The following is a 14,158-nucleotide window of genomic DNA, read 5'->3' on the forward strand; positions in this document are numbered from 1 at the left end:
AGTCTATTTTTTTACACTTAAATTTGTTCTTATAGATAAAGATATATAAAGTCATTTTTAAATAAATTTGAGCCATAATACGAGGAATTCATTGTGAATATTCAACAAAAAGATGATACAAAACACGGCAGCTTTAGCTTACTTGATGGTGAAACCGTTGCGGGTGAAATGACTTATACATGGGCAGGCGAAGGCATGCTGATTATTGACGCTACAGATGTGAATGAAAATTATCGTGGACAAGGTGTAGGTCGCCAATTACTTGATGCCTTGGTAGCTTTTGTCCGTGAAAAAGACGTAAAGGTGATTCCACTTTGCCCATATGCAAAATCAGTTTTTGATAAAGACCCAAGTATTGGTGATGTGCTTAGAAAATAAGAAATAGATTGAAAATCATTTAATAAAAATCGGGCCTTGGTGTCCGATTTTTTATTGGTTTTATTATTCATTTTTGTTTTAGTGAATATGTTTTGAGCGGTTGTATTCAACTGATTCGAAGGTTTTCGATTGCCAGATCGAATTTATCAAACTTATAGAAAAGCTTATCTAATAAAAATAGTTTTAGACCAATTGGGAAAAAAATAAACTCGTTGCACAAATATTTAATAGCTGACGAAAGCTAAATATTTATAACGTTTTAATATTATTTTTTGGAATTTTCCTTGAACTGGCAGTATATCCATAGTGTGTTGCCGCAATTTTTCTCTGCAACTTTGACCACGCTGAAAATTTCAATTATCAGTATTATTTTGGCAATTATTGTAGGGCTAATTTGCAGCATTTTAATCACATATCGCGTGCGGGTGCTAAATAGAATTGCCCAGTTCTATATTGAGTTATCTCGAAATACCCCTTTACTAATTCAACTGTTCTTTTTGTATTACGGTTTGCCAAAGCTGGGTATCAAAATTGATGGTTTTGCTTGTGGTGTGATCGGACTGACCTTTTTAGGTGGAAGCTATATGGCTGAAGCTTTCCGAGCAGGTTTGCAATCTGTTGCAAAAGGGCAGATTGATTCTGCAAAAAGTATTGGTTTGCAACCGACTCAAATTTTTAGATATGTCATTTTTCCTCAAGCACTTGCCATTTCAATTCCGGCAATAGGGGCAAATTGCCTATTTCTGATTAAAGAGAGTTCTGTGGTCAGTGCCATTGCTGTCGTTGAACTGCTTTTTGTCACCAAAGACTTAATTGGCATGGACTATAAAACCACCGAAGCTTTGTTCTTACTCATCATGGCCTATCTAATCATTTTATTGCCCGTGTCTATTTTAACCAGTTATCTGGAGCACAGAAGTCGGAAGGTGAGCCATGGAACTTGATTATCTATTTCAAGTGAGTCACCTCGAACGTTTAATGTGGGGACTTTGGGCAACTGCAAAAATTGCATTTATTTCGGTGTTCTTCTCTGCAATTTTCGGCACAGTTTTCGGCGTAATTATGACTTCTAAAAACATAGTCGTTAAAGCACTGTGCCGGTTGTATTTAGAAGCCATTCGAATCATTCCGATTTTAGTTTTGCTGTTTGTGTTTTATTTCGGCTTTGCGACATGGTTTAACTGGCAGTTTTCTGCAATGTGGGTGTGCATTGTTGTATTTGTTTTGTGGGGTACTGCAGAAATGGGCGATTTGGTTCGTGCAGCCATTACCTCGATTGATCAACATCAACGCGATTCAGCTTATGCGCTCGGACTTACCCATGTTCAAGCCTTGGTCTATGTCATTTTTCCGCAAAGTCTAAAACGAGTAACACCAGGCGCAATTAACTTATTTACCCGAATGGTGAAAACCAGCTCTTTGGCGGTACTGATTGGGGTGGTTGAGGTCATTAAAGTTGGCCAGCAAATTATTGAAAATTCACTGCTGACCGTGCCGAGCGCTTCTCTTTGGATTTATGGTTTTATTTTTATTTTGTATTTTCTGATTTGCTATCCCTTATCGCGTTTGGCGGCACATTTAGAAAAGGTCTGGGAGTAATTATGCCTTTGCTATCGATACAACAATTACAGAAATCATTTGCACAAAGTCATATTTTACAGGGCATTGATCTGGATGTAGAACAAGGAGAGGTGGTTGTTATTTTAGGCCCATCGGGCTGCGGTAAAAGTACCTTACTGCGTTGTATTAATGGTTTAGAACCGATTCAGGGTGGTGAGATTCGTTTAACCGGTTCTGGTGTGCTCGGTAAAGATGTGGACTGGACTAATGCTCGTCAAAAAATTGGCATGGTTTTTCAGAACTATGAGCTGTTTGGGCATATGAACGTTATTGACAACATTTTGCTTGGGCCACTTAAAGTACAAAAACGCCATCGCGATGAAGCTGAACAAGTCGCAGATGAGTTGTTAAAGCGAGTCGGGCTATATGAACGAAAACTTGATTATCCACGACAACTTTCAGGTGGACAAAAACAGCGTATTGCCATTGTTCGCTCGCTGGTCATGCAACCTAAAGTCATTTTGCTTGATGAAATTACCGCTGCGCTTGATCCCGAAATGGTCAGGGAAGTGCTTGATGTGGTACTCAAGTTAGCGAATGAAGGAATGACCATGTTGATTGTGACACATGAGATGTCCTTTGCCCGCAAGGTTGCTGACCGTATTATTTTTATGGATAAGGGCAAGATTATTGAACAGGCTTCACCAGAAGAATTTTTTGAACAGCCAAAAACAGAACGAGCGAAAGCTTTCTTAAATATTTTGTCGTACTAAATTTTTATTATTTGAATCATGAGGAAGTAAATGTTTAAACGTAATTCAATAAAAATATTAAGCAGTATTGCCGTTGCTGGGGTGTTGTTAACTGCATGTAGTAAAACGCCATCAACTGAACAGGCAAGCAATACTCAAGAAGACCATTCTTTAGAACAAGTCAAAAAAAATGGGGTTCTACGCGTTGCCGTTTTTGCCGATGATCCGCCGTTTGGTTATGTAGATAGTGCGGGGAATAATCAGGGCTTCGATGTAGCTCTAGCAAAACGTGTGACCAAAGACTTGCTCGGTGATGAAAAGAAAGTTGAGTTTATTGTGACTGAAGCTTCAAATCGGGTGGAGTTTTTAAAATCAAATCGTGCTGATGTTGTATTCGCGACATTTACCGTAACGCCAGAACGTAAAGAGGTTGTCGATTTTGCTGAGCCTTATTTAAAAGGTGCTTTTGGTATTGTCTCGCCTAAAGCTAAGCCGATTACTGACATTGCTCAATTAGAAGGTAAGACTTTAATTGTCAATAAAGGCACAAGTTCAGATACCTACTTTACCAAGCATTATCCAAAAGTAAATTTACTTAAGTTTGAAAGAAACTCGGATGCCTTTAAAGCCTTAACTGATGGTCGTGGTGACGCGATTTCACAAGATAGTACCTATGCTTTAGCGTGGGCTGCGAAGAACCCAAGTTATGTGGCGGGTATTCAGTCTATTGGTGATCAAGAGTTTATTGCACCAGCAGTTAAAAAGGGCAATACCCAATTATTGAATTGGCTCAATACTGAAATTAAGCAACTCAGAACAAGTGGTGAAATTAATAAAATTTATGATGAAACCTTGAAACCAATTTACGGTGACTCGGTCAATCCGAATGTGTTTTTAGATGTAGGCCAATAATTTTTGATATCGCTAGAGCAGTGTCTAAAAGTAGGTGCTGCGATTTTAAATAAGACTTTTACAAGAACGATAGGGTGAAATAATGACAACATTAACATTTCAAAACGTGAAGCATATTTTAGCTGCATCTTTCCTGAGTTTGGGTTTAGTTGCATGTGACAAAGGAACTCAATCTACTGAAAAAACGGCCGATACCACACAAACTACGTCAAGTATTGAACAGATCAAAAAGAATGGTGTGGTACGAATTGGTGTATTTAGTGATAAACCGCCGTTTGGATATTTAGATGCTCAAGGTAAAAATCAGGGTTTTGATGTAGAGATTGCTAAGCATGTCGCTAAAGATCTGCTGGGTGACGAAAACAAAGTTGAGTTTGTTTTAACTGAAGCGGCTAATCGTGTTGAATATTTAAAAGCCAATAAAGTGGATATTATTTTTGCCAACTTTACCGTTACACCAGAACGTAAAGAAGTAGTCGATTTTGCTAAGCCTTATTTAAAAGTTGCTTTGGGGGGGGGTTCTCCTAAAAGTCATCCGATTACCGATGTTGCTCAACTTAAAGATAAAACTTTGTTGGTGAATAAGGGTACAACGGCTGATTCATTCTTCACCAAGACTCATCCTGAAATTAAACTACAAAAGTATGAGCAAAACACTGAAACTTTTGATGCTTTAAAAGATGGCCGTGGCGCTGCGCTTGCCCATGATAACTTGCTGGTTTTAGCGTGGGCTAAGGAAAATCCAAATTACACTGTTGGCATTACCAATTTAGGTGAGCAGGACTTAATTGCACCAGCAGTGAAAAAAGGTGATAAAGAGTTGCTGGACTGGTTGAATCAAGATTTAGAGAAATTGGCAAAAGAAGGCGTGATTCATCAGGCTTATGAAAAGACGTTAAAACCAGTCTATGGCGATACGATTAATCCAAAAGATCTATTGGTTGAATAATTCTAATAAAGAGGACTCTAGACAGGATTTGCTCGAGTTAGGAGCCGACTAGATTTTTAAAGTCGGCTCTGCTGCTAGTTTATCTGCCAAATATTGAATCAACACACTCAATTTAGGCGGGACATGCCTTGTCGGTGGGTAAAGTAACCACAGCCCACCACTGTAATAGGTTTTAAAATACCAATCTGGTAAAACCTGAACTAAGGTACCTTGTTGTAAAGCATGGCGTGCAACGAAGTATGGCAAGCTCGCAATACCTAAATGTTGTAATGCGGCACTCAAACGCACACCCGTATGATTTGCAGCATAACGCCCACGCACAGCCACACTGATCGATTTATTTCCTTGTTGAAATTTCCATTTTGAGTCACTGGCTTGTTCACCCAAGTAGATACATTCATGCTGCTTTAAATCATGAGGGTGGTTCGGTATACCATGCTTGGCCAAATACTCAGGCGTAGCACAAATCAAGTGATCAATATTAATGAGTTTTCGACCCATAAGGCCACCGGGTGGTTGCTCTGTAATTCGAAGTGCTAAATCGACTCCATCATCAATGAGATCTACATAGCGATCTTCTAAAAGCATTTGTATATCAATTTTCGGGTAGCGTTCTAAAAATTCGGGTAAATGCGGATGAATCATAAAATGTCCCACAGCTTTGGGAACACTCATGCGAATAACACCTTCTGGTTCGACATGAAATTGACCTGAACTTTCCATGACTGCTTGTGCCGCATTTACCATATCTAAACAACGTTGATAGACCTGTTGTCCGCTTTCACTTAAACGAAGTTTCCGTGTAGTCCGATAGAGTAAGCGGGTGCCTAAAGCACGTTCTAAACGGGCAATCGCGCGGCTCACAGCAGAAGGTGTTGTACCAAGCTGGCGTGCAGTTTCAGAAAAGCTTTCCGACTCGACAACCTTAACGAAAGTCGCCATTTCATTTAATAGAACCAGATTTTGATTTGTGCTCATGAGGCAAAAATTATTTGGATTTTGGTTAGATTATCGCGTCTAAAAAATCGCAATACAATCTTTTAGGTGATTTTCAGGAAACTAAATTGTTATGTGGCAGTTATATGGACATGAGTTTTTAACGCTAGCTCTTATTCATTTTATGGCGGTGATTTTACCGGGACCAGATTTTGTGATTACGGTCAGACAAAGTGTACGTTATGGCTACTTAATTGGATGTCTAACCGCAATTGGTATTGGTGTTGGGATTTCGGTTCATGTCTTTTATACCTTGGTTGGGATTGGTTTTTTGATTCAACAAAGTGAATGGCTCATGTCGCTTATTAGAGCAGCGGGAGCAGTCTATTTAATTTATTTGGGATGGCAGTGTTTGCGTAGCCAGCCGAATACAAATCTTGAGATCAATAATCAAACTGATAGTGATGCTCCAAGTTTGTTTAAAGCGTTTACAATGGGTTTTCTTACCAATGCGTTAAACCCCAAAGCCACCATCTTTTTTCTGGCAATTTTTACAACGATTGTGAGTACAACCACACCAATGAAAGTTCAGGTCTTTTATGGGGTCTGGATGTGTATGGTTAATGCCATTTGGTTTATGGTGGTGAGCGTACTGTTTGCACAGCCTATCGTACGTAAAAGATTTTTGGAGTTTGGGGTTTATTTTGAGAGGGTGATGGGATTGTTGTTGATTGGGATTGCGTTGAGATTGATTTGGAGTTTGTTTGTTTAAGTTGGTTGTATTTATAAGTGGATGGGGTAGCACGACGGAGTCTTACCGTTTATACGTCATAATAAAGTAGCTAATTCTGTTACTTTTTTTGGAAAAAGTAACCAAAAAACTTTGTCATCTACAGAACCTGTTCACTGTTTTCATCTATCAGGAAATGTTGCAAAAACATTATTTTTATAAATTATGGGCAGGCTGTAGATGACTCTTAGCACGAGCCGAAGGCTAATCTAGAAATCGAATTTAAGATAATAAGACTCCGCCGTGATAGCTACTTTGACTTGTTACTTCATATATGACTTTAGAGATAAAGTAGCTTCAATAAAGAATCCATAAAAAAAGACCGCTCGAAAGCAGTCTTTTCTAGTCTAAAAATAGATTTAGTTGCTACGCCTATTACGTGTCAGTTGATGTAACACCGACACCAATAAATCAATTTCTTCAGTCGTATTATAAAAAGCCAAAGACGGACGCACGGTCTGTTCCACACCAAAACGACGTAAAATTGGCTGTGCACAATGGTGCCCAGAACGTACAGCAATACCATGTTGATTTAAAGCTTTACCCACTTGTTCGGTTGAATAGCCTTGTAAGGTAAAGGACATAACACTGGCTTTGTGATGTGCGGTTCCGATCAGGCGTAAACCTGACACACTACTCAGCGCATTTTGACCATATTCGAGTAGATCATGTTCATAGCGAGCAATGTTATGAATGCCTAGACTTTCGACATATTCAAGTGCAGCGCCTAAACCAACAGCATCGGCAATGTTTCCAGTTCCAGCTTCAAACTTGTTTGGTGCAGGTTGGTAAACTACTTGTTCGAAGGTAACATCCTGAATCATGTTACCGCCGCCTTCCCAAACAGGCATACTTTCTAGCAATTCTGGTTTTGCATAGACCGCACCAATACCTGTTGGACCAAACACTTTATGTCCAGAAAACACAAAAAAGTCTGCATCAAGAGCTTGTACATCGGTAGGGATGTGCGAAACAGATTGAGCACCATCAACTAAAACACGAACACCTTTGGCATGCGCAATTTTAATGACTTCAGCAACAGGTGTGACTGTACCCAAAGCATTTGAAACTTGAGTAATCGACAGCAGTTTGGTGCGCTCATTAATCAGTTTTGGCAATTCTTCTAAAATAATTTGCCCAGTGTCATCCACAGGAATGACTCGTAATTTCGCTCCAGTTTTTTTAGTGAGTTGATACCAAGGCACAATATTGGCATGGTGTTCTAAGTGAGAAACAATAATTTCATCACCTTCACCAATATTTTGCTCACCCCATGTTTTTGCAATCAGATTAATGCCTTCGGTTGTTCCTCGAACAAAGATAATTTCTTTAGAAGAGGGTGCACCAATAAATCGGGCCACTACATTTCTTGCATGCTCATAGGCATCGGTTGCACGAGCCGCTAATTCATGGGCAGCACGGTGAATATTTGAGTTTTCATGCTGATAAAAATAAGCAATCCGATCAATCACGCGCTGCGGTTTTTGTGTAGTAGCTGCATTATCAAACCAGACCAAAGGTCGACCATTGACGCGTTCCTGTAAAATTGGGAAATCGCGACGTATGGCATGCACATCGAGTGGTTGAGCACTGCTTGCTACAAAAGTGGGTTGCGATGGTTGATAGTGACTATAACTTTGTCCACTTTGAGGCAAGTCTAAAAAATAAAATGCAGAGCTTGCCGAACTTTGGGTGGGCGTGTTTGTTGCAAAACGATCTTCCGTCAGCAATGATTTCAGCTGGTCACCATGTGGCAACTGAAAAGACTGTGCAACTGAATAATTATCTTCAACACCTTTAACAGACGGTTCTGCTGTATTGGGAGCAGAAAAATCATTTAAAAAATAATAAGGTGATTCACCTGCACCAGTGGGTAAGTTTGGTTCAATGCGTGGCACATTGGGTTCACTATGAGCAGCTTGTGGCAAATGTGGCTCAAATGGTGGGCGCGGCAAATTAGCTCCACCAATCACAGGCGCAGACGCTACAATTCGACGTTCAGGGTAGTCTGGCAAATTTGGAATATGCTCAGGATATTCCGGATTGAGACTTTTCTGAAAGGCGATATTGGGCGCACGACCACTGAGTGCAGAAAATGGTTCACCCGGTTGTGGTGGGTGCGGTGGCGCTCCGATAGGTAAGTCCAAGTTAAGGCCCGATGGAGAAGCTGAACTGCTTGAGCTTGGTAATGCTGAAAAAAACTCATTAGCAAGTCGAGCAATGGTGGACTCATCTGGGAAGTTGGCTGGTGGGTTAACACCAGTCACTTCAGGCCCCGTTGGACTACCTTGCAGATTACTTGTAGTTAACTGGGTAGTCATGATATTTGTCCACCTCCACATCATCTAACACTGCCAAAGCATCGTCTGTTAATACTGCAAGTGAGCAATATAACGAGATTAGATACGACGCAATCGCGTTACGGTTAATCCCCATAAAACGTACTGAAAGCCCTGGTGACTGTTCACCAGCAAGACCCGGCTGGAACAAACCAACAATCCCTTGACGCTTTTCACCAACACGAAGCAGCAAGATTTTAGTTTTGCCATCTTCTACAGGAATTTTATTAGATGGAATGAGTGGAATTCCGCGCCATGTAATGAATTGCGAACCGAACAGACTAACCGTTGGAGGTGGTACACCACGGCGTGTACATTCACGTCCAAATGCTGCAATCGCATCAGGATGCGCTAAGAAAAACCCCGGTTCTTTCCAGACTTTACGTAATAAGTCATCAAGATCATCTGGAGTAGGTGGGCCATTTAAAGTCGAAATACGTTGGTCATCTGTCACACTTGCCAGTAAACCGTATTCAGGATTATTGATGAGCTCACTTTCTTGACGTTCTTTAATGGTTTCAATGGTTAAGCGAAGTTGTTCTTTAATTTGGTCATGTGGGCTACTATAAAGGTCGGCTACACGTGTATGCACATCTAAAACTGTAGATACACCATTTAAAAAGTATTCGCGTGGCTCAGGGTCATAATCAACAAAAGTTTGTGGCAAAGTGGCTTCATCACGTTGTGTGCAAGCCACCTGAATATCATCGGTATTATTGACACGGTTTAGGCGATAAATACCTGCTTCAACAGGAATCCACTGAAGTAAGTGAGTCAACCAGCGGGGAGTAATTGTAGAAAGCTGGGGAGCTGTCTTGGTTGCATTGGCCAATTGACGGGCCGCATGGTCCCCAAGTGCAAGTTGGGCTTTGTCTGTATTTTTCGCCATGAATCATTTTTCCTTATTACATTGGCTTTTTGAAAATAAAAATTCTAGGATGCATATAAACTAGAATTAGTTCTGGTTTTAAAATTAAAATCGCGTTATAAATTTTTTAAATACTGAGCTTATTAATGAGTTATCTATTTTCTAAATAAAAATATATTTAAACTAGAAATAAGCATTTTATTAATCTGCACGTTCTTTGTTTATTTATCTCCTTATCTATTTATTTCACATCTATAGTTTTTAACCGGCTATATGATTTTTTTGATAAGACTCATTAGGAGACTGTAAAATCTGACTACCTGCTGCCACACTATGGGTTAGCCAAACATTTCCCCCAATAATTGACCCTCGACCAATGGTAATACGGCCTAAAATGGTTGCACCTGCATAGATCACGACGTCATCTTCAACAATTGGATGGCGTGTATAGTCTTTTTTCAAAGCGCCATCATCATTGGTTTCAAAGCGTTTTGCTCCAAGAGTCACTGCTTGATAAATACGAACACGTTCCCCAATGACACTAGTTTCACCAATCACTACACCCGTACCATGATCGATGAAGAATCCTTTGCCAATTTGCGCACCCGGATGAATATCAATACCCGTTGCAGAGTGAGCCAACTCGGAAATAATGCGAGACAATAAAGGCACTTGGGCATAGAGTTGATGCGCAATTCGGTGATAAATGATCGCAAATATGCCCGGATAGCAGAGTAATACTTCATCTACACTATGTGCTGCTGGATCACCTTCATAAGCAGCACGCACATCGCCGTCTAAAAGACGTCGTATAGAGGGCAAGGTGTTGGCAAAATCCTGCACAATTGTTTGAGCAAATTCTTGTGGGTGCTGCACTGGGCTTGAATGACCTAAATGACGTTTTGCTTCATAATTCAAAGCCAGTTGCACTTGAGCATGTAAGGCTGTCAGCACCCGATTTAAAGTATAGGCAATATAAGAATCTTCAGTTTCTTGACGTAAGTCAGCAGGGCCTAAACGCATTGGAAATAAAATTCCACACAAGTCATCTAAAATGACTTTTAAAGCTTCTTTAGATGGAAGTTCACGGCCTCCAAATTCTTTTGTTCTGTGCTGTTGCTGACGCCAGTCATGCCTTGCTTGTTGTAAACCTTGTACAACCGCATTAATGTTCCATTGAGTCACAAGCTTTCCTTGATTCACTGAAAATTGATTGAAGTATTAGTCTTGTTGCCAAGGAAGTTGATGGATGCGCCAGCCATTTTTCTGATTACGCTGTTGCTGATCATTTAGATCGCCTTCGAAGCCTTCAAGAACGTTATAAATGTGCTCAAAACCTGCATTAAATGCGGCTTCAGCAGCTTGTGCTGAACGGTTGCCACTACGGCATAACAAAAGAATGGTTTTATCTTTACCAACTTTTGATTCGAGTTCTTTTAAAAAGCGTGGATTACGGTTAAACGATGTGCCTGTTGCCCAAGCGACATGAACACTTTCAGGGACATAACCCACAAATTTACGTTCTTCATTGGTACGCACATCAACTAAAACAGCTTCGCCTTGTTGTACGAGCTGCCATGCATCAGTAGGTGATAAACTGCCACTAAAATTAAGTTCATGGTCCTGTGCGTATTGCTGTGCTTTAGCAAGAATTTCTTCGGCTGAAAAGGATGTATTTGAACCATTTGAGATAAAACTTTGTGGAGTTTCAGTATTTAATTTAGCGTTCATTGAATATATCCTTATCTTTGATTCAGATTGTTAAGGTTCAATTTACGCGGTTTTAAATATAAGCAAAAATAAGGAATATCTATTTATATATATTATTTTGATAAATAAGAGCGGTGAATATTTTATATAAAAAAGTATTAGTTAATCTTATAAAGTTATTAAAATAAAATAGATTTAAGAAATTTTATTATTTAGTAAAAAACCGTACAGATTAAAATAATCCGCACGGTTTTTAAAATTAAGCAAATCCACCATTTACACGAATGACTTGAGAATTTACCCAGCCCCCATCTGGGCCAGCCAGCATGGCCACTACGCCAGCAATTTCTTCAGGTGTTCCGATTCGTTCCAATGGAGCAAGTTTTGCAATAGCCGCTACTTGCTCTTCAGTTTTTCCATTGTAAAAAAGGTCAGTGCCTGTCGGACCGGGCGCAACGGCGTTTACAGTGATATTGCGTCCACGTAACTCATTTGCTAACACATGTACCAAGCCTTCGACACCTGCTTTTGAAGCAATATAGGGACCATATGCCGGAAAAGATTTAGCAATTACACTCGTTGAAAGGACAATAATCCGGCCACCATCCAGAACTGTTTCGGCTGCATACGCCAATATTAAAAAAGTACCACGTAAATTGGTATGAATTACTTTATCGAAATCTGGCAGACCTTTAGGTGTAATTTTTGCCATAGGCATAATACCAGCACTATGAACCACAACATCCAATTGACCGTTAATGGCTTTAGCTTCTTGAAACAAACGACTCACTTCATGTTCATTTGCGACGTCCGCTTGAATAGCAGAGGCTTGACCACCTTGCTCAATAATATGATCTACAGTTGCTTGGGCATGAACCTTATTGCCAGCATAGTTAACAATGACATAAAAGCCATCTTGAGCTAAACGCTCAGCAATAGCGCGACCAATACCGCCTGAAGCACCAGTAACCAGAGCTGTTTTTCTTGAAATATTCATTTTTAGATTGCCTGTTTGAGTAGGTATGGCTTATTTTAATAATATAGAAATATGGGATAAATCATTAGAATTTTATAAGATAATTCCATATTTGTTAATAATAGATAGAGTTAAAAGCGAGCACCATGGATAAATTTGATACCTTGCAACTTTTTACCCGCATTGTAGAGCTGGGTAGTTTTAGTCAGGCAGCCGATCAGCTAAATATCCCACGTGCTACTGCAAGTAATGCCATTAAGGAGTTAGAGAGTAATTTACAGTGCCGTTTGCTAGAACGGACGACTCGGCATGTAAGATCATCACTAGATGGACAAGCATTTTATGAGCGTTGTACACAAATATTATCGGAACTCGATGATGCAGAATCATCTTTACGCAATGTAATTGCTCAGCCCCGTGGTTTATTACGTGTCGATTTATCCGGTGCGCATGCGACCAAAATTGTTTTACCCAATATCGACCAATTTCATCAGTTGTACCCCGACATTGAACTGGTAATCAGTACGGGTGACCGCTTGGTTGATCTGATTAGGGAAGGGATAGACTGTGTGGTGAGAGCGGGCCGTTTGGATGATTCCACTTTAATTGCTAGACATTTGGTCGATATGCCACAAGTGATTTGCGCAAGTCCTGACTATTTAAATAAACATGGAACGCCACAGCAACCAGAAGATTTGTTGTCACATTATTGTGTTAATTTCTTTTCGACATCAGGCGGGCGGAATTATCCATTTGAATTGATGGTGAATGGCAAAAAACAAGATTATTTTTTGAAAAGCTGGATCGCGGTAAATGATGCTGAAAACTATGTATTATCTGCTTTACGTGGGGCAGGTTTAATTCAGGTTCCGCGCTATCATGTGGCGAATGAATTAAAAGACGGGCAACTGGTTGAGGTTTTATCTGAATGGGAAATCCCGAAGATGTCAGTTTCTGCTTTATATCCGCAGCATCGGCAGCTCTCGCCACGTGTACGCGTTTTTGTCGCTTGGCTGAGTGAGTTATATACGAGTTATTTTGCCGACTTTGAATACCCGCAAAAATGAAATATCTTGCGGGTAAGTCAAAAACTGAATGATATTTTTAAGACTGGTTTTGTAATTTATCTTGAGTCTTGGTCTCAAAATCGCTGGCATCATGGCGTTCATGCAACTGCGTAGCTAAATCACCAAAGGTACGATTTACCATACGGCCACGTTGTACCGCAGGGCGCGCTAAGATCGCATCTGCCCAACGTTGAACATTTTTATAGTGATCGACACCTAAAAACTCCGCGCCGTTATACACCCAGTTTTTAACAAGACCACCATACCAAGGGAATGCTGCAATATCAGCAATCGAATATTCAGAACCTGCCAAATATTCATGCTTTGCTAGATGCTGATCTAACACATCAAGTAAACGTTTCGTTTCCAAGGCAAAGCGATTAATTGCATATTCAACTTTAACGGGTGCATAAGCATAAAAATGCCCAAAACCGCCACCTAAGTATGGCGCGCTGCCCATTTGCCAGAATAACCAATTAAGACATTCAGTACGTGGAACAATATCAGTCGGAATGAAAGCTTTAAATTTTTCAGCCAAGTAAAGCAAAATTGAGCCAGATTCAAACACTCTTAATGGCGGGTTTTGGCTATGGTCAACCAATGCTGGAATTTTAGAGTTTGGATTAATTTCTACAAAGCCACTGCCAAATTGCTGTCCTTCACCAATTTTAATCAACCAAGCATCATATTCAGCATTTTGATGTCCTAATGCTAAAAGCTCTTCTAGCAAAATAGTGACTTTTTGACCATTAGGCGTTGCTAAAGAATAGAGCTGGAGCGGATGTTTACCGACAGGAAGCTCATGTTCGTAACGCGCACCTGAAGTAGGTTGGTTTAAATCGGTTTTTTCTCCAGTCCATTGCCAAACTTGTGGAGGAATATAGTTTGAATCACTCATTTTTTAACTCGTGTTTGGTGTAA

Annotated in this window: 16 protein-coding genes and 1 pseudogene; 9 read left to right on the forward strand and 8 right to left on the reverse strand. The window is 40.1% G+C overall.

Translation table 11 applies throughout. The features are described from left to right. Positions 1 to 93: 93 nt before the first annotated feature. Complete coding sequence (locus RMA94_RS11785; RefSeq protein WP_004642449.1) at positions 94 to 378, forward strand: GNAT family N-acetyltransferase; 285 nt, start codon at positions 94 to 96, stop codon at positions 376 to 378. A 106-nt stretch (positions 379 to 484) separates the two neighbouring features. Here the strand turns inward: RMA94_RS11785 and RMA94_RS11790 are convergent, their stop codons facing one another. Then, the gene (locus RMA94_RS11790) at positions 485 to 598 is read right to left on the reverse strand and encodes a hypothetical protein (RefSeq protein ID WP_078225548.1); all 114 of its coding nucleotides are present in this window, start codon (positions 596 to 598) and stop codon (positions 485 to 487) included. A 64-nt stretch (positions 599 to 662) separates the two neighbouring features. Here RMA94_RS11790 and RMA94_RS11795 point away from each other — a divergent pair, with 64 nt between their 5' ends. The 5 genes from RMA94_RS11795 to RMA94_RS11815 all read left to right on the forward strand — a co-directional run bounded on the left by RMA94_RS11795 (position 663) and on the right by RMA94_RS11815 (position 4,551). Further along, positions 663 to 1,322, forward strand: coding sequence for an amino acid ABC transporter permease (locus RMA94_RS11795; RefSeq protein WP_001104465.1), 660 nt, complete (start codon positions 663 to 665; stop codon positions 1,320 to 1,322). Then, entirely contained in the window at positions 1,312 to 1,977 is a 666-nt protein-coding gene (locus RMA94_RS11800) for an amino acid ABC transporter permease (protein WP_060466457.1), read from the forward strand. The genes RMA94_RS11795 and RMA94_RS11800 overlap by 11 nt, the downstream gene beginning before the upstream one ends. Before the next feature lie 2 nt (positions 1,978 to 1,979). Continuing rightward, positions 1,980 to 2,711 (forward strand): amino acid ABC transporter ATP-binding protein, encoded by a 732-nt coding sequence (locus RMA94_RS11805; RefSeq protein ID WP_001130361.1) that lies wholly within the window; start codon positions 1,980 to 1,982, stop codon positions 2,709 to 2,711. Positions 2,712 to 2,741: 30 nt separating this feature from the next. Continuing rightward, positions 2,742 to 3,602, forward strand: a complete 861-nt coding sequence (locus tag RMA94_RS11810) for a transporter substrate-binding domain-containing protein (protein WP_032063758.1) — start codon at positions 2,742 to 2,744, stop codon at positions 3,600 to 3,602. A gap of 82 nt (positions 3,603 to 3,684) precedes the next feature. Further along, a complete protein-coding gene (locus RMA94_RS11815) occupies positions 3,685 to 4,551 on the forward strand; it encodes a cysteine ABC transporter substrate-binding protein (protein WP_311083046.1) in 867 nt (288 codons plus the stop codon). A gap of 48 nt (positions 4,552 to 4,599) precedes the next feature. On the opposite strand, the gene RMA94_RS11820 is transcribed toward RMA94_RS11815, so the two are convergent. Next, positions 4,600 to 5,529, reverse strand: coding sequence for a LysR family transcriptional regulator (locus tag RMA94_RS11820; RefSeq protein WP_311083048.1), 930 nt, complete (start codon positions 5,527 to 5,529; stop codon positions 4,600 to 4,602). Positions 5,530 to 5,620: 91 nt separating this feature from the next. Between RMA94_RS11820 and RMA94_RS11825 the strand changes: the two genes are divergently transcribed. Beyond that, complete coding sequence (locus tag RMA94_RS11825; protein WP_311083050.1) at positions 5,621 to 6,259, forward strand: LysE family translocator; 639 nt, start codon at positions 5,621 to 5,623, stop codon at positions 6,257 to 6,259. 88 nt (positions 6,260 to 6,347) lie between these two features. Beyond that, positions 6,348 to 6,468 (forward strand): annotated as a pseudogene (locus RMA94_RS11830) (hypothetical protein). A gap of 168 nt (positions 6,469 to 6,636) precedes the next feature. Here RMA94_RS11830 and RMA94_RS11835 read toward each other — a convergent pair. The 5 genes from RMA94_RS11835 to RMA94_RS11855 all read right to left on the reverse strand — a co-directional run bounded on the left by RMA94_RS11835 (position 6,637) and on the right by RMA94_RS11855 (position 12,191). Next, positions 6,637 to 8,598, reverse strand: a complete 1,962-nt coding sequence (locus tag RMA94_RS11835) for a family 2A encapsulin nanocompartment cargo protein cysteine desulfurase (protein WP_069122938.1) — start codon at positions 8,596 to 8,598, stop codon at positions 6,637 to 6,639. Next, a complete protein-coding gene (locus RMA94_RS11840; protein ID WP_001107594.1) occupies positions 8,573 to 9,505 on the reverse strand; it encodes a family 2A encapsulin nanocompartment shell protein in 933 nt (310 codons plus the stop codon). Before RMA94_RS11840 ends, RMA94_RS11835 begins: the two co-directional genes overlap by 26 nt. A gap of 240 nt (positions 9,506 to 9,745) precedes the next feature. Further along, positions 9,746 to 10,687: a serine O-acetyltransferase EpsC gene (epsC, locus tag RMA94_RS11845; RefSeq protein WP_080631121.1), complete on the reverse strand. Its 942-nt coding sequence runs from the start codon at positions 10,685 to 10,687 to the stop codon at positions 9,746 to 9,748. A gap of 18 nt (positions 10,688 to 10,705) precedes the next feature. Next, positions 10,706 to 11,215: a rhodanese-like domain-containing protein gene (locus RMA94_RS11850; RefSeq protein ID WP_238971336.1), complete on the reverse strand. Its 510-nt coding sequence runs from the start codon at positions 11,213 to 11,215 to the stop codon at positions 10,706 to 10,708. A 238-nt stretch (positions 11,216 to 11,453) separates the two neighbouring features. Next, the gene (locus RMA94_RS11855) at positions 11,454 to 12,191 is read right to left on the reverse strand and encodes an SDR family oxidoreductase (protein ID WP_311083053.1); all 738 of its coding nucleotides are present in this window, start codon (positions 12,189 to 12,191) and stop codon (positions 11,454 to 11,456) included. Positions 12,192 to 12,316: 125 nt separating this feature from the next. On the opposite strand from RMA94_RS11855, the gene RMA94_RS11860 reads away from it, so the two are divergent. Beyond that, the gene (locus tag RMA94_RS11860; RefSeq protein WP_311083055.1) at positions 12,317 to 13,237 is read left to right on the forward strand and encodes a LysR family transcriptional regulator; all 921 of its coding nucleotides are present in this window, start codon (positions 12,317 to 12,319) and stop codon (positions 13,235 to 13,237) included. Positions 13,238 to 13,274: 37 nt separating this feature from the next. Here RMA94_RS11860 and yghU read toward each other — a convergent pair whose 3' ends face one another. Next, positions 13,275 to 14,135, reverse strand: coding sequence for a glutathione-dependent disulfide-bond oxidoreductase (gene yghU / locus RMA94_RS11865; RefSeq protein WP_311083057.1), 861 nt, complete (start codon positions 14,133 to 14,135; stop codon positions 13,275 to 13,277). Positions 14,136 to 14,158 lie beyond the last annotated feature (23 nt).

The sequence above is a fragment of the Acinetobacter sp. V115_6 genome (assembly GCF_031799025.1).
GTDB classification, from domain to species: Bacteria; Pseudomonadota; Gammaproteobacteria; order Pseudomonadales; family Moraxellaceae; genus Acinetobacter; species Acinetobacter pittii.